The sequence below is a fragment of the Streptomyces sp. TAA486 genome (assembly GCF_000426165.1).
Genome location: NZ_AUEV01000001.1, coordinates 170,282 through 191,939 on the forward strand (window position 1 = coordinate 170,282; position 21,658 = coordinate 191,939).

The 21,658-nt window shown below is 69.6% G+C and carries 17 protein-coding genes; 13 read left to right on the forward strand and 4 right to left on the reverse strand.

Annotated features, from left to right (window positions below; all coding sequences use genetic code 11):
* Window positions 1–36: 36 nt before the first annotated feature.
* On the reverse strand, window positions 37–801 hold the full coding sequence (locus I004_RS0100835; protein WP_028433946.1) for an RDD family protein: 765 nt from the start codon (window positions 799–801) through the stop codon (window positions 37–39).
* Window positions 802–1,143: 342 nt separating this feature from the next.
* Between I004_RS0100835 and I004_RS0100840 the strand changes: the two genes are divergently transcribed.
* The 12 genes from I004_RS0100840 to I004_RS0100895 all read left to right on the forward strand — a co-directional run bounded on the left by I004_RS0100840 (window position 1,144) and on the right by I004_RS0100895 (window position 17,308).
* Complete coding sequence (locus tag I004_RS0100840; protein WP_028433947.1) at window positions 1,144–2,001, forward strand: bifunctional methylenetetrahydrofolate dehydrogenase/methenyltetrahydrofolate cyclohydrolase; 858 nt, start codon at window positions 1,144–1,146, stop codon at window positions 1,999–2,001.
* A gap of 83 nt (window positions 2,002–2,084) precedes the next feature.
* Entirely contained in the window at window positions 2,085–2,414 is a 330-nt protein-coding gene (locus tag I004_RS0100845; RefSeq protein ID WP_486579630.1) for a DUF3017 domain-containing protein, read from the forward strand.
* Between the two features lie 365 nt (window positions 2,415–2,779).
* A complete protein-coding gene (locus I004_RS31345; RefSeq protein ID WP_051344560.1) occupies window positions 2,780–4,438 on the forward strand; it encodes a helix-turn-helix domain-containing protein in 1,659 nt (552 codons plus the stop codon).
* Between the two features lie 474 nt (window positions 4,439–4,912).
* Window positions 4,913–5,902 (forward strand): malate dehydrogenase, encoded by a 990-nt coding sequence (locus I004_RS0100855; protein WP_028433949.1) that lies wholly within the window; start codon window positions 4,913–4,915, stop codon window positions 5,900–5,902.
* Between the two features lie 413 nt (window positions 5,903–6,315).
* Entirely contained in the window at window positions 6,316–8,169 is a 1,854-nt protein-coding gene (locus tag I004_RS31350; protein WP_051344561.1) for a hypothetical protein, read from the forward strand.
* Window positions 8,169–8,606, forward strand: a complete 438-nt coding sequence (locus I004_RS0100865) for a hypothetical protein (RefSeq protein WP_051344562.1) — start codon at window positions 8,169–8,171, stop codon at window positions 8,604–8,606. Before I004_RS31350 ends, I004_RS0100865 begins: the two co-directional genes overlap by 1 nt.
* A 22-nt stretch (window positions 8,607–8,628) precedes the next feature.
* The gene (locus tag I004_RS37325) at window positions 8,629–9,447 is read left to right on the forward strand and encodes a hypothetical protein (RefSeq protein ID WP_051344563.1); all 819 of its coding nucleotides are present in this window, start codon (window positions 8,629–8,631) and stop codon (window positions 9,445–9,447) included.
* Window positions 9,448–9,906: 459 nt separating this feature from the next.
* Window positions 9,907–11,409, forward strand: a complete 1,503-nt coding sequence (locus I004_RS0100875) for an aldehyde dehydrogenase family protein (RefSeq protein WP_028433951.1) — start codon at window positions 9,907–9,909, stop codon at window positions 11,407–11,409.
* A gap of 72 nt (window positions 11,410–11,481) precedes the next feature.
* The gene (locus tag I004_RS31360; protein WP_037974521.1) at window positions 11,482–13,053 is read left to right on the forward strand and encodes a GMC oxidoreductase; all 1,572 of its coding nucleotides are present in this window, start codon (window positions 11,482–11,484) and stop codon (window positions 13,051–13,053) included.
* Window positions 13,053–14,162, forward strand: a complete 1,110-nt coding sequence (locus I004_RS0100885; protein WP_028433952.1) for a glycine betaine/L-proline ABC transporter ATP-binding protein — start codon at window positions 13,053–13,055, stop codon at window positions 14,160–14,162. Before I004_RS31360 ends, I004_RS0100885 begins: the two co-directional genes overlap by 1 nt.
* A 70-nt stretch (window positions 14,163–14,232) precedes the next feature.
* Window positions 14,233–16,275, forward strand: coding sequence for an ABC transporter permease subunit (locus tag I004_RS0100890; RefSeq protein WP_028433953.1), 2,043 nt, complete (start codon window positions 14,233–14,235; stop codon window positions 16,273–16,275).
* Between the two features lie 70 nt (window positions 16,276–16,345).
* Window positions 16,346–17,308, forward strand: coding sequence for an ABC transporter substrate-binding protein (locus I004_RS0100895; RefSeq protein WP_028433954.1), 963 nt, complete (start codon window positions 16,346–16,348; stop codon window positions 17,306–17,308).
* A gap of 159 nt (window positions 17,309–17,467) precedes the next feature.
* On the opposite strand, the gene I004_RS0100900 is transcribed toward I004_RS0100895, so the two are convergent.
* The 3 genes from I004_RS0100900 to I004_RS0100910 all read right to left on the reverse strand — a co-directional run bounded on the left by I004_RS0100900 (window position 17,468) and on the right by I004_RS0100910 (window position 20,006).
* Entirely contained in the window at window positions 17,468–18,214 is a 747-nt protein-coding gene (locus I004_RS0100900; protein WP_028433955.1) for an isocitrate lyase/PEP mutase family protein, read from the reverse strand.
* 113 nt (window positions 18,215–18,327) lie between these two features.
* On the reverse strand, window positions 18,328–19,695 hold the full coding sequence (locus I004_RS0100905; RefSeq protein WP_028433956.1) for a metallophosphoesterase: 1,368 nt from the start codon (window positions 19,693–19,695) through the stop codon (window positions 18,328–18,330).
* A gap of 14 nt (window positions 19,696–19,709) precedes the next feature.
* A complete protein-coding gene (locus I004_RS0100910; RefSeq protein WP_051344564.1) occupies window positions 19,710–20,006 on the reverse strand; it encodes an SCO4848 family membrane protein in 297 nt (98 codons plus the stop codon).
* Between the two features lie 111 nt (window positions 20,007–20,117).
* Between I004_RS0100910 and I004_RS31365 the strand changes: the two genes are divergently transcribed.
* Window positions 20,118–21,581 (forward strand): D-alanyl-D-alanine carboxypeptidase, encoded by a 1,464-nt coding sequence (locus tag I004_RS31365; protein ID WP_199779305.1) that lies wholly within the window; start codon window positions 20,118–20,120, stop codon window positions 21,579–21,581.
* Window positions 21,582–21,658: the final 77 nt, after the last annotated feature.

The window sequence follows — 21,658 nt, forward strand, 5'->3', positions numbered from 1 at the left end:
GTGGGGCATCGCAGCGCGGTTGCGAAGCCCCCGAACTCACTTCTTGATGACCACTGTTCCAGCCGCGCGGTCGTGCCAGCCCTGAAGTTTGCCGGTGTTGTCGAAGAACGGCGACAGGTAGACCAGAAGCGTGCCGACACCGCAGACGATGGAGCCGGCCACGGGGATGATGTAGCGGATGAACCCGCTGCCGGCACCCGGCAGTTGGCCGTCGGACTCCTTGATGACCCGCAGGCCCATGGCCATCTTGCCGAGGGTCGCGCCCTTGAAGGCGATCATCATCCACTCGTAGAACAGCATGAGGGCCGCGAGCACCAGGATCACCATGAACATGGTGGCGAGGATGCCGGACGCCTCCTCCTGCGCATCTTGGATGCACTGGCTGTAGCCGGGGTCGGTGTACGTTCCGCAGTCCTCGGCCGAGGAGGAGGCGATGCCGAGGGCTCCACCCACGCCGGCGACCATGATGATGGTGTAGATCGTGCCGATGATCAGGCCGTCGATGAGCCTGGCGAGGAAGCGCTGGCCCATCGTCGCCAGCTGCACGGGGCCGAGGTGACCGACGTTTATGTAGCCGTTGTTGGCCTGCACGGTTCCCGCCTGCTGCGGGTAGCCGTACCCGGGCTGGCCGGGGATTCCGCCGGGCTGCGGCTGCTGTCCGTACTGCGGCTGCTGCGGGTAGCCGTAGCCGGGCTGGCCGCCCTGCTGCTGCGGGTAGCCGTAACCCTGCTGCGGCTGCTGCGGCGGCTGCTGGGCGTACGGGTTGTTCGGGTCCTGGCCGGGCGGCGGTGGGTAGCTCACGAGTGCCTTCCTCCGAGCGGTCGAAAGGGGACGGAATGGGTCGAAGTTCTCGGAGGAACGACCGGTCCGCCCCCGCAGATGCCATGAGTGGACTGCGTGAGCTGTGCGGCTTGCACGTTGTGCCTCCCCCGATTTGCGGCGCCGGGTCATCGACTTCCGTCGACGGGCGCGGCGCCAGCGCTTCATGTTGGTGGCCGAATGGCGGTGCTGTCCACCTGGATCCGGGAATGTGGCGAATCCGAAACGCGACGCGGACACCCCCGTTGTGCTGCGATGCGGCGCGTGTGTCTGCGGACCGATACCGATTTCGGCAGCGGCCCCCGCATCCGCGAGAATGGACGCATGACGGCCCAGATTCTCGATGGCAAGGCCACGGCAGCAGCGATCAAGACCGGACTGAAGGAGCGCGTCGACGCCCTGCGCGCGCGGGGCATCACGCCCGGTCTGGGCACCCTGCTCGTCGGTGACGATGTCGGCAGCCAGAAATACGTCGCCGGCAAGCACCGCGACAGCGAACAGATCGGCGTCCGCTCGATCCGGCGTGAGCTGCCCGCCACCGCGACGCAGGAGGAGATCGAGGCGGTCGTCCGCGAGCTGAACGAGGACCCGGCCTGCACCGGCTACATCGTCCAGCTGCCGCTGCCCAAGGGCATCGACACCAACCGCGTGCTCGCGCTGATGGACCCCGACAAGGACGCGGACGGGCTGCACCCCACCAGCCTCGGCCGCCTCGTCCTCAACGAGCCCGGCCCACTGCCCTGCACGCCGCAGGGCATCATCCAGCTGCTGCGCAAGCACGACGTGGAACTCGCCGGAGCGCATGTGGTCGTCGTCGGCCGCGGCATCACGGTCGGCCGTTCCATTCCGCTGCTGCTGACGCGGCGCAGCGAGAACGCCACGGTGACGCAGTGCCACACCGGCACGCGCGACCTGCCCGCGCTGCTGAGGCAGGCCGACGTGATCGTGGCCGCGGCCGGCGTGCCGCACCTCATCAAGCCCGAGGACGTACGTCCGGGGGCGGCCGTCCTGGACGTGGGTGTCAGCCGCGACGAGCACGGCAAGATCGTCGGGGACGTGCACCCCGGCGTCGCCGAGGTCGCGGCCTGGATCTCGCCGAACCCGGGAGGTGTGGGGCCGATGACCCGCGCACAGCTCCTCGTCAACGTCGTCGAGGCCGCCGAGCGCACCGCGGGGGAGTGACGAAGATGCGGGTGGGAGGAACCTCGCGCCGTTTTCCGGCGGTGACGCGTGACACGGCGCGGCCGGAGGGCGGACAACGCGCGATGGGCGCCGGACACGCGGCGCCGTACCGGCAGTGGCCGCTGCTGGCGGTCTGCTGCGGAGTGCTGACGGGGCTGCTGGTGACGGTCGGGGAATTCCGCGCGGGGGCGCTGATCATAGGTTTGTCGCTGGTCGCCGGCGCGGTCATGCGATGGGTGATGCCGTCCGTGGGGATGCTGGCCGTGCGGTCCGGCTACACGGACATCGTCACGTACGGGGCCCTCGGCCTCTCGATAATCTTTCTGGCGATGATGGCGCAGCCCGAGCCGTGGCTGGACGTCCCGGTGCTGGAGAAGATCCTCCACTTCGTGGTCGGCAGGGACGGCGGGTGACGTCGGCCCTCGCGCCGTAGGAGCCCTGCCGCGGGAGATCGTCCGAGCGGGTTGCTGAAGCGTGACGAGGCGGCCCGTCCCTTCCACCGGGAGGGACGGGCCGCCTGTTTCTGTCCCCGGGCCTCCGCGGGCAGCGGGCTTCCCGTCCGGCATCAAGGAGATACGGGCAACGTGTCATGGCCCGTCCCGCGAAGCGGGGTCACGCCGCTCCCCGAGCCGCCACCCGCAAAGCCGCTCTGCCGACCCGCCGCGTCCGAGAAGTGATGTGGAAGCGAACGCCGATGCGGTAGCAGTCGCCGGGGCGGGTGGCAGACTAGGGGAACGCGTGAAGGAACTCGGCATATTCGGGGGACGAGGGGGAGGAAATGCCTCGGTGGAGGCCGCTACCGGAGGAACTGGACCCACAGATCCGGGAGTTCACCAGCCAGTTGCGGCGGTTGGTGGACCGCAGCGGAATGAGCGTCGCGACCATCGCTGACCGCACGGGCTACAGCAAGTCCTCGTGGGAGAGGTACTTGGGCGGACGACTGCTGCCGCCACGCGGAGCCACGCATGCGCTCGGCGACGTCACGGGCACCGACATCCGTCACCTCGAGACGATGTGGGAGCTGGCCGAACGCGCGTGGAGCCGCGACGAGATGCGGCACGACGTGACGATGGAGGCCATCCGCGTCGCGCAGGCACGTGAAGCGCTCGGCGAGTTCTGGGACGACGAACCCGCCAAGGGCCGCAAGTGGGGCCGCAACAAGGACAAGTCCCGGGAGAAGGACAAGAACCGCGACAAGGAGCGGAGCAAGGGACGGGACGCCGAGAGTGCCGGCCCCGAGGCCGCTCCCAAGGAAGAGGAGTGGAAGGAGAAGACGGGGGAGAACTCCGTCGTTGTTGTCGAGGGTTCGCAGCAGGACTCCTGGGACTTCTTCGCTCCGCCGTCCACCTCCAGGCTCCGACGCGCCCGCAACAGCTCTGCGGCCGCTCCCGCCGCCCCTGCCGCTCCTGCAACGAGTCGTCCACCCATGGATGACGAGACGGCCGTGCTGCGTCCCCGTCCGCTTCCCGGCCAGGGCGGCCAGGGCGGTCACGGTGGCCGGGGCGATCAGGGCGGCCACGGCCTGGGGAGTAACGGCGGCCGCGGTGCGGTGACGGGCGGGGTGCCGTCGCAGCGGGTCGACGTCGCGTCATGGGGCACGCCGAGTGAGCACCGCAGTTCCGGCGTGCGAGGCGGCGAAGGCGGCAAGACGGGGCCCGGGCTCACCGAACCGCCCCGTCCGGGCCAGGGTCCGCCGGCCTACCCCGGCCACGGGGCGGTTGCCACGCCCGAACCCGACGGGGCAGACGTATCGGGTGGCCCTCACGGGCCCGACGGCGGCCCCTCCTCGCGCGGGCGCCGCGTCGCGGCGCTTCTCGGGGGCGCGGCGGGCGTGTTCGCGGTCCTGGGCGCCGGTGTGCTGGTTTTCGGCCTGCCCGGCGGGTCCCCCAACTCCTCGGCGGCGCCTACGCCTTCACCGACGGCCTCGGCCCGTGACCTGCCCGCGGGCGTGAAGTGCCAAGGTGACAGCTGCAACGGCAAGGACCCGGAGAAGATGGGCTGCGGCGGTCAGAACGTGAAGAGCAGCAACTCCGCGTTCGTCGGACCGAGCATGGTCGAGGTGCGGTACAGCAAGGTCTGCAAGGCCGCGTGGGGGCGCATAACGGGTGCGGCGCAGGGTGACAACCTCAAGATCAGTGCGGGCGGCGAGGCCGCGAGCGACAAGGTCGGCACGACGAACGACGCCTACACGGAGATGGTCGCCGTGACCTCCGCGACCGAGGCGCGCGCCTGCGCCACCCTCGTGGCGGGCAGCACGGGTTGTACGAAGCTGGACGCGTCCGGGCAGGCCGGTGCCGAGGAGACGGCGGGAACGGGGAGTCCGGAGGATCCCGCCGACGCGGTCGACCCCGCGGCGACGGGCGACACGGGCACGGGCACGTCGGGCGACACGGGGAATGCCGAGGCCACTGCCGGGACCGGCGAAGCCGTGCGCTGACTCACCGATGACTGCTCACCGGTCACCGCTCACCGATCACCGTGCATCCGATGACCCGTTGGGGCTGAGGGTTCACCGCGGGCCCTCGGCAGGTCCGCGGAGCTCCGCGCATCCCTCGACCCGCCCGTCGGCCCGTCCGTCAACTCGCGCCTCAACTGGGTGTCGTTCAGGCGATGTTGAAGCTGTCCGAATCTCGTTGGTGCTCGGATGAATGCGCATGCATGGCTCGTCCGATCCCGGGAAAGCGCCCTTTCAGCACCCCCCCACGGGCTGGCCGTACCGGCAGCCGTCCGCGTTGTCCCTCCTTCCGCGGGCGGCTGCCGGTACGTATGTGACGTCGGATAGCCTGGCGCGGGGTCTCTTGATGTAGAGAGACATCCTGAGAGACTTCCGCACACGGCAGGGCGCGTTCCCTCGGGGCCCCGGGAAGAACCGCCTTCGAAACTGCCACCGCCAGGTATTACGGAGACCGCCATGACCCGCACCCCCGTCAACGTCACCGTCACCGGAGCGGCCGGCCAGATCGGCTACGCGCTGCTCTTCCGTATCGCCTCCGGTCAGCTGCTGGGCGCCGACGTGCCCGTCAAGCTGCGGCTGCTGGAGATCACCCCGGCTCTGAAGGCAGCCGAGGGCACCGCGATGGAGCTCGACGACTGCGCCTTCCCCCTGCTGCAGGGCATCGACATCACCGACGACCCCGAGGTCGCATTCAACGGCACCAACGTCGGGCTCCTCGTCGGCGCGCGTCCGCGTACCAAGGGCATGGAGCGCGGCGACCTGCTCGAGGCCAACGGGGGCATCTTCAAGCCGCAGGGCAAGGCCATCAACGACCACGCGGCGGACGACGTGAGGGTTCTCGTCGTCGGCAACCCCGCGAACACCAACGCCCTCATCGCTCAGGCCGCGGCCCCGGACGTGCCGGCCGAGCGCTTCACCGCGATGACGCGTCTCGACCACAACCGCGCGCTCACGCAGCTCGCCAAGAAGACCGGTTCCCAGGTCTCCGACATCAAGAAGCTGACGATCTGGGGCAACCACTCGGCCACGCAGTACCCGGACATCTTCAACGCCGAGGTCGGCGGCAAGAACGCCGCGGAGACGGTGAATGACGAGAAGTGGCTGGCCGAGGAGTTCATCCCGACCGTCGCCAAGCGCGGCGCCGCCATCATCGAGGCCCGCGGTGCCTCCTCGGCGGCATCTGCCGCGAACGCGGCGATCGACCACGTCAACACCTGGGTCAACGGCACACCGGCCGGCGACTGGACGTCGATGGGCATCCCCTCCGACGGGTCGTACGGCGTCCCGGAGGGCCTGATCTCCTCCTTCCCGGTGACGTGCTCGGGCGGCTCGTACGAGATCGTCCAGGGCCTGGACATCAACGACTTCTCGCGTCCCCGTATCGACGCGTCCGTCCAGGAACTGGCGGAGGAGCGCGAAGCGGTCCGCGGTCTCGGCCTGCTCTGAGGCGCGGTCCGGCGCGGCGCGGTGCGCGGCCCGTGACCCGAGCAGCAAGGCACTTCACGGGTGAACCGCGTGAATGCACGGACGAACGGGCCCGTGCGGCAAGGGAGTACACATCCCGGCGCCGCGCGGGCCCGTTCCGTTTCCCTTGCCCCTGTCGCTGACGGCGCCCGGATGCGCCGCACCTTCGCGGCTGCCGGATCTCTCCCGGCAGGCGGCAGTCGCACCTTCCAACTCGCCGCTCCCCAGCGGTAGTTCTCGCATTCCGTGCCTTCGGGCCGTCGATTCCCCAGCGTTCCCGAAGCGTTATCCACAGGGATTTCGCTGCCGTGGTCGAGGCGGCGGACCTCGGGTATGTTCATGGCCAATCCCTGGAACAGACCTTGGGGAAATCGGGGCTACTCATGAGTTACTCAATGCGCACGCATGCTCACAGTGAGGCGACGCGTCTGCTGTGCGCCGGTGCGCGGTTGAACGCCGGATTCCGAGAGCGCGTCATCGACGAGTTGGTCGGGCATGCCGAGCGTCCCGTTCCGCCTTCGCTGGGTGTGGACATGCGTCCTGTGCTGGCCCACGCCTTGCAGGCACGGCGGCAGGAGGTGAAGACGGCGCTCGCGCTGCTGGCCGTGTGGATCGGATTCTTCCTCGTCTCCGTGCTGCTGACGTGGGACTCCCTGGACGACCAGTTCGGCGGGAACTTCGATCTGCCTCTCGACGAATTCCTTTCCCTGGCCCTGTTCCTGGGCGATGACCAGCTCTCGTCGATGGCGGAACGGCCCACCAGCTGGGTGCTCTTCTACGCCGGTGTCGTCCTCGCCCTGTGGGCGGGCCGTGCGATCTCGGGCCGGGAGACGCTGCTGTACGCGGGGACGAGGACGCCGCGCAAGCCCTTCCGGTCCGCGATACGGCGCCGGCTGGGCATGGCCGTCACCTACGCCGCCCGTGCGTTCGCCGCGGGCTACTGGATCACCGCTGTCGCCGGCATCGCTGACAACCCCTATCCGGTGATCTTTCCGCTGCTGATGGTCGCCGTGGTCTGGCTGCACCGGATCAGGGTGACGTCGGTTCTGCGGGAGCAGCTCAGCCGCGAGACCTTCGCCACGGCGCAGCAGCCGGAGTTGCCCCACGCCGAGCGCTACCGGCGCATCGGTGACGCGATCGACCTCGAACAGCACGCATCGGCGACGCTGTACGACGCGAACCGTCCGTTCGTCGGCGCCGGTGTCCCGCACAAGCCGTGGTCGTTCGCGCTGGAGCTGCGGCCCAAGAAGGAATCGCCCGCCGTCGAACCGGCCGTCCCGCCGCAGGCCGCGCACGGTGCTTCGGGGAAGCACAGGGTGCACAAGACCCTCGCGGAGCAGGCTCAGGCGCAGGGGTACGCGGTGGAGCCGGCGCACCCCGGGCAGCCGCTCGACCCGCAACGGCAGGACGGGGCGGTCCCGGACGCTCAGGCGCCCCTGACACCGGTGAACCACCTCTCCAGCCGCACCGTCATCGACATGATCATTCCCCGGCTCGTGGCGCTGCGCGAAGCGACGGCCCGAACCAGCAGGGACGCCCTGCGCGCCCTGGAGATCGAGGAGTTCGTCTACCTGCCGTCCGGGGTGCGCCGCGACAGCGGTGTCTACGTGGACGACAACGTCCAGCAGCACCTCGCGGCGGCCTCCGACGACGGCGGTGAGGCACGTCGGCACTTTCTCCGCGTCCGCGTCGGCTCCTGGCACGAGCAGGTCGTCGTCTCTCTGCTCGTGCGCGTCCACACGCAGGGCGGGATGCTCGTGCTGGAGGTCGTCCCGCACGTACTGGGGCCGGTCGCCGAGGAGTTCAGGGAGGTCGACGTCATCGTCGACCGCCGCGCGGGCGGTTCGGTGCGGGAGGGTCTGCTGGCGTACCTCACGGCGCCGGCGGCCACCGTAGCGGCTGGGATCGCCGCCGCCCGCACGATGCTGTCGGTCTTCCGCGTCTGGCTCAGCTCGCCGGAGTACGCGGCGCCGGACGCCCCGCTGATCTCCGTACGGGAGTTGGCGAGCACCAACGAGCTGTCGCTGTTCCAGGAGATGGACGTCAGCCGGTACATCAAGACCGTCCAGGACAGGATCGCCAGCGGCGTGCGCGACGCACTCGAGCAGCGCGGCTTCCGTACCGACCGCTTCGAGCAGCAGATCGTGAATGTGCGTGACGGCGGCGTCTACATCGAGGACATGAGCGGCGGGGCCGTGGCCACGGGCGCGCACGGCAAGGCGCAGTACGTGGAAAGGAGTCCGGTGTGATGCGGCCCGGCGACGAAGGCGAGCAGGGAGCCCGGCAGGAACCGGAGTCCGAACCGGCCCAGGAGCGCGGGACCGGGGGCGGCGGCGCGGTGCACATCGGGAACATGTCGGGCGGAGCCATCGCCACCGGCGCGCACGGCCGGGCGACTTCGTACGGCAACGCAGTTCCGCCGCCCCGGACGGACGAGGCGACGCTGGCGCTCCTGGAGGCGGTGCGGGCGCTGCGTTCGGACATGCGGGTCCTTACGGCCACCGACGAGACCGCCGCGGTCGACGGCGAACTGGGCGAGATCGAGGGCGAGATCACTCGTACGGGCAGCGCAGGACCGGGCCGCGTCGCCCGGCTCCGCGACCGGCTGGAGGCGGGTGCGAGCGCGGTCGGCATGCTCGCGTCCGCAACCGCGGTCGTGCAGGCCGCCGCGCAGGTGCTGGGGTGAGAGACGTGAGAGGTGAGGTCCGGTGATCCGTTTCGACGCCGACCAGCAGCGCTGGGTGGACCGCGACGCCGAAGCGCTGAGGGCGCGGCAGCACACGGAGTCCGCGCGGCAGCAACGACGTTCGGCCAAGGGCGTGTTGGCGGTGCTCGCGGTGTGCGGGCTCGCCTTCGGCGCGTGGGCGCTCGGCTGGAAGGACGAGCCGGGCCCGCCGGACAACCGGTCGCAGGTGGTCGTCCCCGACCCGGCCGGCACATCGCAACAGGACAGCGCGCAGGCGGGCGCCGGCGAGCAGCCGGCCGACACAGCCGGTCCCACCGGTCCGTCCGAGTCCAGCCCGCCCGACGGCTTCGAGATCGCGGACGACCCGGAGGGCTTCAGCCTCGCCGTCCCGAAGGGCTGGGAGCGCCGCACCGAGGGCCGGGAAGGCGGCGCGCAGGCCGTCTTCTACGAGGAGCCGGGCCGCTCGAGCCAGCTCCAGGTCTTCTGGGTGCAGGACTCGGACCCGTACGAGTCCCTGCAGCTGGCGGAGACGAACGCCGAGAAGAACGAGAACTACGACCGCGAGTCCCTCGACCGCATCGACGGCGGCGACGGTCCGGCGGCCCGCCTCGAGTACACCTATGACTCGGATGACCACGGCGGGACGCGCCGCGTGATCGACCACCGTTTCGAGGCCCAGGACGGCGAGCTGTACGCGCTCGTCGCCTACGCGCCGGACACGGGTGACGCGTCGATCGAGGAGAAGGCGCGGTTGGACACGGCGCTGGCCTTCTTCTGCCCGGCCGGTATGGACTGCGGCACGGACGGGGACGACGGGCTGGGCGGGTCAGCCGGTCCGTGACGGCGGACGGGGCAGCGGATGGGGCGGCGGCCCCTCCCGTGAACTCGTCGCTGCCGTCGGCCGCTCCTCGCTGACGCCTGCCGGTCATTGGTTGCGTGCCCATCCGCCCCACGGCCGCATGGCCCACCGGTATGCGCGCAGAACCGGACAAGTCCTTGATCACCGCAGCCGGAGCCGTCAATAGCGCCCGCCACGGAAGGCAAAAGAATCGGCCAGGCTCGCAATCGAAATCGTTATAAACACTCTCAGAGGGCGTCAACCGGGCCCTTCGCCCTCCACCGCCGCACATCGGCTGGTGAGGAACCCCACTTATCTGCCACGGACGGACATGCAAACGCGGAGACGGGGCAGGGTTCGCTCTTGTCATGTGACCAGCGCATGGCCTTATTTCACCGTGATCGCGATGTGATTTTTTCGTGACACGATGCGTCATTTAGAGCTTGGAAGGCAGTACAGAAGGTGTCCGAAATCGAAAGCATTCATATCGACGGCGACTGGCGCTCCGCGCAAGCCGGCGGGACCCGGGAGATCCTCGACCCCGCCGACGCCACCACGCTCGCCGTCGTGGCCGAGGGCGGTGCTCCGGACACCGACGCCGCCGTCGCCGCCGCCCGCCGTGCCTTCGACGAGGGCGACTGGCCCCGTACACCGGTCCCCGAGCGGGCCGCGCTGCTCCGCCGGGTCGCGGACCTCCTCCAGCGGGACCGCGAGGAGATAGGCCTCACGGAGTCGCGGGACGCCGGCAAGACATGGGAAGAGGGCCGGATCGACGTCGACGACGTCACCGCGGCCTTCCGCTATTTCGCCGACCTCGTCACCGGTGAGTCCGGCGGCCGCGTGGTCGACGCGGGTAACCCGGACGTGCACAGCGTTGTCGTGCACGAGCCCGTCGGCGTCTGCGCCATGATCACGCCGTGGAACTACCCCCTGCTCCAAGCCAGTTGGAAGATCGCCCCGGCGCTGGCCGCCGGAAACACCTTCGTGATCAAGCCCAGCGAGATCACCCCCATGACCACGATCCACCTGGTGAAGCTGCTCGCCGAGGCCGGTCTTCCCGCAGGCGTCGCGAACCTGGTGACCGGGCCCGGCGACCCCGTCGGCGCGCGCCTGTCCGAGCACCCCGACGTGGATCTCGTCTCCTTCACCGGTGGCCTTGTCTCCGGCACGAAGGTCGCCCAGGCCGCCGCCCCCAGCGTGAAGAAGGTGGCCCTGGAGCTGGGCGGCAAGAACCCCAACGTCGTCTTCGCCGACGCCTGCGCCACCGACGAGGGCTTCGACACCGCCGTCGACCAGGCCCTGAACGCCGCCTTCATCCACAGCGGCCAGGTCTGCTCCGCCGGTGCCCGCCTCATCATCGAGGAGTCGGTGCGTGAGCGATTCGTCTCGGAGCTGGCCGGCCGCGCCCAGCGCATCCGTCTGGGCCGCGGCACCGAGAAGGGCGTCGAGTGCGGGCCGCTGGTCTCCGCACAGCAGCTGGCCAAGACCGAGGCGTACGTGGCGTCCGCTCTGGACGAGGGCGCTGTGCTGCGCAGCGGCGGCGAGCGTCCCGAGCCGTCCGACGTGCGGCCGGCCGACGGCTACTTCTACTCGCCGACGGTCCTCGACAACTGTCACCGGCGCATGAAGGTGATCCGGGAGGAGACCTTCGGGCCTATCCTCACCGTCGAGACCTTCCGGACCGAGGACGAAGCGGTGGCGCTGGCGAACGACACCGAGTACGGCCTCGCAGGTGGCGTGTTCTCCGCGGACACCGCGCGAGCCCGCCGCGTCGCGGCCCGTCTGCGCCACGGCACCGTGTGGATCAATGACTTCCACCCCTATCTGCCGCAAGCCGAGTGGGGTGGATTCGGCAAGTCCGGCGTGGGCCGTGAGCTGGGCCCGCACGGACTCGCCGAGTACCGCGAGACCAAGCACGTGTACGAGAACCTGCGTCCCGAACCGGTCCGCTGGTTCTCCGGCTGACGGAGCAGCCGCACCATGCCAGCCTCGTCCTCTCCGTCCCCACGCGTGAACCCCAAGGAGCACAACGCGGAAATGTCCAGAGAAGACATATCCACCTACGACTACGTCATAGTCGGCGGCGGTACGGCCGGGTCGGTGATCGCCTCACGGCTCACCGAGGACCCGGACGTCACCGTCGCCCTCATCGAGGGCGGCCCGTCCGACATCGACCGGCCCGAGGTGCTCACACTGCGCCGCTGGCTCGGTCTGCTCGGCGGCGAGCTCGACTACGACTACCCCACCATCGAACAGCCCCGCGGCAACTCGCACATCCGGCACAGCCGGGCGAAGGTGCTCGGCGGCTGTTCTTCGCACAACACCCTGATCTCCTTCAAGCCGCTGCCGTCCGACTGGGACGAGTGGGAGGCCGGCGGCGCCAAGGGCTGGGGTTCCGCCGCCATGGACCCCTACTTCGCCAAGCTGCGCAACAACGTCGTGCCGGTCGGTGAGCAGGACCGCAACGAGATCGCCCGCGACTTCATCGCCGCCGCCAAGGACGCGCTGGACGTTCCGGAGGTCGATGGTTTCAACAAGCAGCCGTTCCACGAGGGTGTCGGCTTCTTCGACCTCTCGTACCACCCGGAGACCAACAAGCGCTCCTCCGCGTCCGTCGCCTACCTCCACCCCCACATCGAGGCCGGTGACCGCCCGAACCTCGACATTCTCCTGGAGACCTGGGCGTACCGGCTCCAGCTCGAAGGCAACAAGGCGACCGGCGTACACGTCCGCGGCAAGGACGGCAGGGAGCGGCTGATCTCCGCTGCGGGCGAAGTGCTCGTCTGCGCGGGTGCGGTGGACACCCCGAGGTTGCTGATGCACTCGGGCATCGGCCCGAAGGCGGATCTGGAGGCGCTCGGCCTCCCCGTCGCACACGACCTGCCCGGTGTCGGGGAGAACCTGCTGGACCACCCCGAGTCGGTGATCGTCTGGGAGACGGACGGGCCCATCCCCGACAACTCCGCGATGGACTCCGACGCCGGGCTCTTCCTGCGCCGTGACCCGGAGTCGGCCGGACCCGACCTGATGTTCCACTTCTACCAGATCCCCTTCACCGACAATCCCGAGCGGCTGGGCTACGAACGGCCCCCGCACGGTGTGTCGTTGACGCCGAATATCCCCAAGCCGCGCAGCCGCGGGCGTCTTTACCTCACCTCGGCGGACCCGTCCGTCAAACCGGCCCTGGATTTCCGGTACTTCACGGACGAGGACGACTACGACGGCCGCACACTCGTCGACGGCATCAAGGCCGCCCGGCAGGTCGCGAACACCGAGCCGTTCTCCGGCTGGCTCAAGCGCGAGGTGTGCCCCGGCCCCGGCGTCACCTCCGACGCGGACATCAGCGAGTACGCGCGCAAGGTGGCCCACACCGTCTACCACCCCGCCGGCACCTGCCGGATGGGTGCCCACGACGACGCACTCGCCGTCGTCGACCCGCAGCTGAGGATCCGCGGCCTGGAGGGCATCCGCGTCGCGGACGCCTCCGTCTTCCCCACCATGCCCGCGGTCAACCCGATGATCGGTGTGCTGATGGTCGGGGAGAAGGCCGCTGACCTCATCCGATCCGATCGACCCACTACGACTACGGCACCGGGAGGTGTTGCGTGATGTCCGAGACCCACGAGTCCGCCCCGGTCAACCCGGTGTTCTCCGTCCGCAATCTGTGGAAGGTGTTCGGCCCCAAGGCACATCGGGTGCCCGGCGACAAGGAACTCGCCGGGCTCTCCGCCGCCGAACTGACGAAGCGCACCGGCTGCACCGCTGCCGTCCGCGACGTCTCCTTCGACGTACGCAAAGGCGAGGTCTTCGTCGTCATGGGCCTCTCGGGCTCCGGCAAATCCACGCTCGTGCGGTGCCTCACCCGCCTCATCGAGCCGACCGCCGGTGTGCTGGAGATGGACGGCGAGGACGTGCGCGCCATGGACAAGCACCGCCTGCGTGAGCTGCGCCGCCACCGCACCGCCATGGTCTTCCAGAACTTCGGCCTGCTGCCGCACCGCACGGTGACCGACAACGTCGCCTACGGCCTGGAGATCCAGGGGATGTCGAAGCAGGAGCGCCGCGCCAAGGGCAACGAGATGGTCGAGAAGGTCGGGCTCCAGGGCCTCGGCGACCGCCGCCCGGTACAGCTCTCCGGTGGTCAGCAGCAGCGCGTCGGGCTGGCCCGCGCGCTCGCCGTCGACCCCGAAGTGCTGCTGTTCGACGAGCCGTTCAGCGCCCTCGACCCGCTGATCCGCCGGGACATGCAGGAGGAGGTCATCCGGCTGCACCGCGAGGAGGGCCGGACGATGATCTTCATCACGCACGACCTGTCCGAGGCGCTGCGCCTCGGCGACCGGATTCTGCTGATGCGGGACGGCGAGATCGTGCAGCTCGGCACTCCCGAGGAGATCGTCGCCAACCCCGCGGACGACTACGTCCGCGACTTCGTCCGCGACGTCCCCCGCGAGCAGGTCATATCCGTGCGCCGCGCCATGCGCCCCGCCGAGAAGGCCGAGGCCGACCGTGGTGCGGACGTCTCGCCGGACACGCTGGTCTCCGACGCGATCGAGGCGGTCGCCCGCAGCGGTGAGAACCTCCGCGTCGTCGACGACGGACGGACGATAGGCGTCATCGACCACGCCTGCCTGCTCAACGTCGTCGCGGGCCTCGACGGCGACAACGGCGAGAACGGCGAAGGCGACGCGGGCAAGGACAAGGAGGTGGCCGCCGTATGAGCACCCGCTTCACAGCGCCCGCCGCACGGCGGGCCTGCTCCGGGAACGAGACCGGGACGGTGAGGGAGGCATGAGTACCCCCACCATCTCCGAGAAGGGCGAGCGGGCACCCGGCGCCTCCACGCCGCAGCAGCCCGACAACCGGCCCGAGAAGCAGGAACCCCCGAGCCGGCTGGCGGTTCTCGCCCGTGACCCCAGGGTGCTGGCACTCGTCTTCGCGGTCCTGGTCGTACTCGTCGGCGCCGCGGCCGGCGGCTCCGGTGTCTGGCCCAGCGGCTGGACCGTCGACATCAAGACGCCGTTGAACGACCTGGACAACTGGCTCGTCGACAACCGCGAGAAGAGCCCGATCTTCCTCTACTTCCTGCTGCACATCAGCAACGCCGCCGAGTCCTCGGTGGACGGCATCGTCAGCCTCTTCGACGCGATGGGCTGGGTCGGCGTCACCCTCGTCGGCACACTGGTCGGCTGGGCGGCCGGAGGTTCCGACATCTCCCGCCGCGCGCTGCGCACCGGCGGCACCACGCTGGGCGTCTTCATCGCCTGCGGCGTGCTGAACATGTGGGCAGCCACGATGGAGACGCTGGCCCTGATGACGGTGGCCGTCTTCGCCTCCGCCGTGCTGGGTCTGCTGCTCGGGCTCGGAGCCGGACTGTCGGACCGCTTCGAGCGGATGCTGCGTCCGGTCTTCGACACCATGCAGGTCATGCCGGCCTTCGCATATCTGCTGCCGCTGCTGCTGATGTTCGGTGTCGGTGTGCCGTCCGCTCTGATCGCGACCGTCATCTACGCGGCTCCGCCGATGGCACGGCTCACCTCGCTGGGGCTGCGCAGCGCCGACCCCGCGGCGCTTGAGGCATCCGCCTCCCTGGGCGCGAGTTCGTGGCAGCGGCTGTGGACGGCGCGGTTGCCGCTGGCGCGCAAGCAGATGATGCTCGGCCTCAACCAGGCGATCATGATGTGTCTGTCCATGGTCGTTCTCGCCTCCCTCATCGGCTCGGAGGGTCTGGGTGACGAGATCTACCAGGCGCTCGGCAGCCTCGACGTCGGCACCGCGCTCACCGCGGGCGTCGCCGTCGTGCTGATCGCCGTGCTGCTGGACCGTACGACGGCGGCGGCGGGGGAGCGCCTGGACGCCACCGTGACCGTCGGCGCGACGCGTCTCATGACGCGGGTACGGCGGGCCGTGTGGGGCCTGATCGTCGTACTGATCGGCCTCTTCTCGGCGGTCGGCTCCGCGATCGCCGAACGTGAGTGGCCCGACGCGTGGACCGTGGACCTCACCCGTCCCCTGCAGGACGCCGTCGACTGGCTCACCGCCACGATCGGCCACGGAGTTCCGGCGCTGGGCGGAACGGAGGTCTGGGCCAAGGGCTTCACGGTCTACGTGCTCAACCCTCTGCGCTCCGGCCTGGAGACGACCCCGTGGTGGGCGCTGGCGCTGCTGGTCGGTGTCATCGGCTGGATCGTCGGCACCTGGCGGGCCGCGCTGACCGCTGTCATCTGCCTGTGCCTGATCGGCGCGATGGGCCTGTGGGAGCTGTCCATGGACACGTTCTCGCAGGTGATCGCGGGCCTGGTGGTGACCGTGGCGATCGGCATCGTGCTGGGCATCCTCGCCGCGCGGATCGAGCGGGTGGAGCGGATGCTGCGTCCGGTGCTCGACACGATGCAGACGATGCCGCAGTTCGTGTACCTGATCCCGGTGATCGCTCTCGTCGGCCTGAGCCGCAGCGCGGGCATCATCGCGGCCGTCATCTACGCGTGCCCGGCCGTCATCCGCATCACCGCGCAGGGCTTGCGCTACGTCGACCCCGCGGCGATGGAGGCGGCCCGTTCGCTCGGTGCAACCAGCAAGCAGCAGCTCTTCGGCGTACAGCTGCCACTGGCCCGCAAGTCGCTGCTGGTCGGTGTCAACCAGGGCGTCGTGCTGGTGCTGTCGATGGTCGTCATCGCCGGCCTCATCGGCGGCGGCGCCCTCGGCTACGACGTCGTGCGTGGCCTGTCCAAGGGCGACCTCTCACTGGGTCTGCCCGCGGGTATCGCCATCGTCTGCCTCGGCATCATGCTCGACCGGATCTCACAGCCGGCCGGAGGGCGGCCCCGCGAGTAGGCGCCCACACAAACGCCACCCCCACCCCCGTCGGAACCTTCTACCCCGAGAAGAGAAAACAGGTCACAACATGAAGAACAAGCAGATACGCAACACGGTCATCGCCGGCATCGGCCTCCTGAGCGCGCTCACCCTCACCGCCGGGTGCGGCAAGGCCGACACCAGCAGCGGCGGAGGCAGCGGTGACAAAGTCGTCCTCGCTGAACCGTCCTGGGTCGGCGCGCAGGCGAACGCCGCGGTCGTGAAGAAGCTCCTGGAGGACGAGCTCGACGTGAAGGTCGAGGCCAAGCAGATGGACGAGCCCGTCGCCTTCGACGCGCTCAACAGCGGCAAGGCCTCCGCCATCCTCGAGGACTGGCACGGCGTACCGAAGAAGGAGAAGAAGTACGTCGACGAGAAGAAGACCGTCGTCTCCGGCGGTGACCTCGGTGTCGTCGGGCACATCGGCTGGTTCGTGCCGAAGTACTACGCGGACAAGAACCCCGACATCAAGGACTGGAAGAACCTCAACAAGCACGCCAAGGACTTCCGTACGTCCGAGAGCGGCGACAAGGGCCACTTCATCGGTGCCGCCCCCTCGTACTCGCAGCACGACAAGGAACTGATCAAGAACCTCAAGCTCGACTACAAGCACATCCCCAGCGGTGCCGAGGCGGCGCAGCTGAAGGAGATCCAGCGGCTCTACGACGCCAAGAAGCCGTTCCTCACCTACTGGTGGGAGCCGCAGTGGATGAACAACAAGATCGACATGGTCGAGATCGAGCTGCCGAAGTACACGCCGGGCTGTGAGGAGCCGGCTGCACAGGCGAAGTGCGGCTACGAGACCAACCAGCTCGAGAAGTTCCTCAACGCGGACTTCGCGAAGGAGAACAGCGACGCCGCGCAGTTCATCAAGAAGTTCAAGTGGACCACCAAGGACCAGAACGAGGTCGCGGGGAACATCGCCGGCAAGAAGATGAAGCCGGAGGACGCGGCCGAGAAGTGGATCAAGGCGAACAAGTCCACGTGGGAGAAGTGGATGCCGAAGAAGTGACGCCGTCGCGTCACCGCTGAGGCACGCTCTCGCGACGGGGCCGGGACACCGCTCAAGGTGTCCCGGCCCCGTCGCGTTCCTGCCGGGTGGGTCAACGCCATGCCGCGACGGGCCGACGCCCTCCGTACGGCGTGGAGGCGGCGCCATGCGGGCCAATCGTCAGGCGTCGCGCAGTCGTTCGGCCAGTTCCTTCACCGCCGCTCTCGCAAGGTGAGCGAGCCCGCCGCCGAAGGTGATGCGGGAGGCGCCCGCCGCGCCGAGTGCGCGCGGTGACGGGCTGTCGCCCACCGGGGACCACGCGTTGAGCGGGACCTTCAACTCCCTTGCCAGTACGCCGATGTCGCCGAGTGGCGCCCTCATCGGATAGACGCACTCTGCGCCCGCCTCCACATAGAGACGACCCCGCTCCAGCGCGTCGGCCAGGGGAGCTTCCGAACCGCGCAGATAGGTGTCGACGCGGGCGTTGACGAGCAGCAGCCCGTCCGCGGCCTCGTGCACCTGCGAGAGGAAGTCCGCCTGCCGCCGCGGATCGACCAGCTCTCCGCCCTCCGAGTCCTCCAGATTGCAGCCGACGGCGCCGCTCTCCAGCAGTCGCTCCACGATCTGGTCCGGCGGCAGCCCGTAGCCCCTCTCGATGTCCGCGGTCACCGGCACGTCCACCGCTCGCACGATTCTGGCGACGGCGGCGAACATCTCGTCGGCCGGGGCCTCCCCGTCCGCGTATCCGAGAGAGAGCGAGACCCCGTGACTGGGCGTGGCCAGGGCCTCGAAACCGGCGTCCGCGAAGATGCGTGCGCTCGCCGCGTCCCACGGGCCGGGCAGCACGAGGGGATCGCCGGGGGCGCGGCCCTGATGCAGCGACCGCAGTCGTGCGACGCCGGTGTCCCCGGCCGTGCCGGCGCTCATCGTTCGCCCCTCTCCGCGACGAGCCCGGCCGGGACCGCTCGGGTCGTCACCTGGAAGCGGTCGGTTGTCGTCGACATGGTGCCGACTCTACGAGCCGCCACCGACAGGCACGCTCACGCCTTCTTCGAGGCGAGCTGTACGACGGTGACGTCCGGGTCGGCGCCCACCCGCACCGGCGGACCCCAAGAACCCGCGCCGCGCGTGACGTACAGCTGCGTGTCGCCGTAGCGCTCCAGCCCCGCGACCGTCGGGTTGGCGAGGGCGACCACCAGGTGGAAGGGGAAGATCTGCCCGCCGTGGGTGTGTCCCGACAACTGGAGGTCCACGCCGTACTCGGCCGATTCGTGGATCTGCACGGGCTGGTGCGCGAGGAGCACCGAGGCGCGCGCGGTGTCGCGGTCGCCCAGCGCCTTCTCGAAGTCCGGGCCCTCGCCGCTGTCCTCGCCGCGTACGTCGTTGACCCCCGCCAGGTCGAAGCCCGGCATCTCCACACGCGCGTTCTCCAGCGGATGCACGCCCAGTTCGCGCAGGTGGTCCACCCACGCCCCGGCGTCGCCGAAGTACTCGTGGTTGCCGGTGACGAAGAACGAGCCGTTCCGCGAACGCAGTTGACGCAACGGCGCGGCCGCCGGGCCGAGGTCCTCGACCGTCCCGTCGACGAGGTCGCCGACGATCGCGACCAGGTCGGGCTGGGCGCTGTTGATGGTGCGGACGACCCGCTCGGCGTGGGAACGCCCCAGCACCGTACCCAGATGGATGTCGCTGACGACCGCGATGCGGTAACCGTGCGCGGTGCGCGGCAACTTGGCGAGCGGCACGGTGATGCGCTTGAGGGTCGGCCCACTGAGCAGGTTGTACGCGCCCGCAGCCACCGTTCCGGCCGCGGCCAGGGTGGCGCCCGCGGCGACCGTGCGGGCCACGAACAGCCTCCGCGAGGTTGCCCGGGCGTCCTCTGAGCCGCTGGAGCCGCCGGAGCCGTTCGATTCCCGGTCCTCCGCGGTAGCGACTTCCTTCCGCGCCTTCCCGTCCGGAGCCCTGGTGGCCGTCGCGGTCAGCGCGCCGCCCGCACCCTCGTCCTCCGCGGCCGCCTGCGACGCCGCGCCCTTCGACGTCTCCCGCGCCGGACCGGACTCCGTGCCGGCAGCGGGGGTGGCTGCCGCCCGGCGTGCCAGCACGTGACGGAGCAGCGGCCGCACGGCCTCTCCGACGGCGAGGGCCATCAGCAGATACAGCAGCAGAGCCAGCCACATGTAGCCGGGCCATGCGAGCACCCGCTGGAGCATGAAGGGCGCGCCGCTGCGTCCCACCAGGACGGTGGTGACCACCAGCACGGGCAGTACGAACGCCAGCACCGTCCCCGTGCGACGCCACAGGGTGCCGGGCGCGGACACGTCACGTACGAGCCGCCGCCACAGGTACCAGTGGGCGAACCCCATCAGCACGAACACCGTCACTGCGATGACCACGAAGACCACGGCCACGGCCCGTCACCCCCTCATTCCGCGGGTCTTGCCCGCAGAGCCCGCAGCCCCCGGAGACCGATGACGCCGATCGCCGTGCCCAGCAGGAACGACACGATCGCGAGCAGCAGATGGACCCAAAAGTAACCGGTCGGATCCCCGGCGTCGTCGAAGGCCAGTCCGCTGCTGTCCTTCCAGAGGTTCTTCGCGAAGGTGATCCAGACGAACCAGGACCAGACCCCGAAGGCGAGCAGGAACCAGGACACGCGACGGCTGAGACCGAGAGAACGAGGAGAACGCGGTGAGGACCGTGCGTCCGCAGACTGACTCATGGGTCAAGTATGGCTATCGGCCTAACCGGGTAGCCCGGGAGGGGCCAACTGACGGGCCCTACGGGGGACTGCGATGTCCACAAGTGTTCGAGGGGCATGTAATTTCGCCCTGTGCCGACTTCCTCACTTCGCGCCGTGCGCAAGCCCGCGACAGCCGCAGCCGCCCTGTCCCTCGCGCTTCTCGTCCCCGCATCGCTCAGCGGCACCGCTCATGCGGCGTCACCCGGGGCTCCGCCTGCCCGTGCAGTGACCGACGACGACAAGGATCCGCAGCCGCCGGCCCACATGTCGCAGGTCGGCGGGAAGCTGCTCGGCTCGCCCGGTACGCAGATGAAGCCCAAGCAGGGCCAGAAGCCGCCAGAACTCCCCGAGGGCATCACCGCACGTTCCTGGATCGTCTCCGACGCCGAATCAGGGAAGGTGCTCGCAGCCAACAACGCGCACTGGAAGCTGCCGCCGGCCAGCACCCTGAAGATGCTCTTCGCCGACACCGTGCTGCCGAAGTTCCCGAAGACGAAGACGCACAAGGTCAAGGCGTCCGACGTGGAGGGGATGGGCGAGGGCAGCAGCCTCGTCGGCGTGAAGGAGGATCAGACCTACTCCGTGCGGGATCTGTGGCGCGGTGTCTTCCTGCGCTCGGGCAACGACGCGGTCCACGTCCTCGCCGCGATGAACGGCGGCAAGGACAAGACGGTCCGTGAAATGAACGACCAGGCAAAGAAGTTGCGTGCCGACGACACCAACGTCGTCAGCCCGGACGGCTACGACAAGAAGGGCCAGGTCTCCTCCGCGTACGACCTGACGCTCTTCGCACGCAACGGAATGCAGAAGGCCGACTTCCGCGAATACGCCTCGACGGCCCGCGCACAGTTCCCCGGCGAGGTGAAGAAGGGGAAGAAGAAGCGGGAGACGTACGAGATCCAGAACACCAACCGCCTGCTGACCGGCGACATCGGCCTGGACCCGTACCCCGGCATCGCAGGCGTGAAGAACGGCTCGACCTCGAACGCCGGGGCGACCTTCACCGGCGTCGCACAGCACGGTGACCGGGTGCTGCTGGTGACCTGCATGCACCCGGACGACCAGCAGGGCGGGCTCGAGGTCTACAAGGAGACCGCCAAGCTCTTCGACTGGGGATTCAAGGCCGCCGACAAGGTCGAACCGGTCGGTGAACTCGTCGCCCCGTCCGGCATCGGCTCCTCCGGGAAGTCCGGTGACAGCAAGGACCGCGGCAAGGCCGGCGGGAAGGCCACCGCGGGCAGCGGTGAGGACGGTGAGAACTCGGGCGGCGCCGGCGTCGCCCTGGGCATCACCGCCGCCTGTCTGGTGGTGGTGGCGGCCGTCGCCTACGCGGTCCACCGGCGCTGGCCGATCCCGGATCTGGCGAAGCTGCGCCGCCTTCCGTTCGTTCAGGCGTCCCCTCCGGAGGGTTCCGGTTCCCGGACGGACTCCGCTTCCGAGTCCGCCTCCGACGCAGACCCAAAAGCCTCCGCCGATGCGGCGGATTCTCCGGACTCCTCCGGTCAGGACCCCGCGTCGGGCTCGGATCCGGTGTCGGCCCGGAAGCCCGACTGACGCCGCGCCGGTTCTCCTCGTCGCGTACGTGAGCCGCGCGTTCGGACTCCACGGGTTCGGGCGCGCCGCTCCCCAGC

Coding starts and splice junctions, on each gene's coding strand:
- I004_RS0100840 (WP_028433947.1), top strand. CDS start 1,144: ATGACGGCCCAGATTCTCGATGGCAAGGCCACGGCAGCAGCGATCAAG.
- I004_RS0100845 (WP_486579630.1), top strand. CDS start 2,085: ATGGGCGCCGGACACGCGGCGCCGTACCGGCAGTGGCCGCTGCTGGCG.
- I004_RS31345 (WP_051344560.1), top strand. CDS start 2,780: ATGCCTCGGTGGAGGCCGCTACCGGAGGAACTGGACCCACAGATCCGG.
- I004_RS0100855 (WP_028433949.1), top strand. CDS start 4,913: ATGACCCGCACCCCCGTCAACGTCACCGTCACCGGAGCGGCCGGCCAG.
- I004_RS31350 (WP_051344561.1), top strand. CDS start 6,316: ATGCGCACGCATGCTCACAGTGAGGCGACGCGTCTGCTGTGCGCCGGT.
- I004_RS0100865 (WP_051344562.1), top strand. CDS start 8,169: ATGCGGCCCGGCGACGAAGGCGAGCAGGGAGCCCGGCAGGAACCGGAG.
- I004_RS31360 (WP_037974521.1), top strand. CDS start 11,482: ATGTCCAGAGAAGACATATCCACCTACGACTACGTCATAGTCGGCGGC.
- I004_RS0100885 (WP_028433952.1), top strand. CDS start 13,053: ATGTCCGAGACCCACGAGTCCGCCCCGGTCAACCCGGTGTTCTCCGTC.
- I004_RS0100890 (WP_028433953.1), top strand. CDS start 14,233: ATGAGTACCCCCACCATCTCCGAGAAGGGCGAGCGGGCACCCGGCGCC.
- I004_RS0100895 (WP_028433954.1), top strand. CDS start 16,346: ATGAAGAACAAGCAGATACGCAACACGGTCATCGCCGGCATCGGCCTC.
- I004_RS0100900 (WP_028433955.1), bottom strand. CDS start 18,214: ATGAGCGCCGGCACGGCCGGGGACACCGGCGTCGCACGACTGCGGTCG.
- I004_RS0100910 (WP_051344564.1), bottom strand. CDS start 20,006: ATGAGTCAGTCTGCGGACGCACGGTCCTCACCGCGTTCTCCTCGTTCT.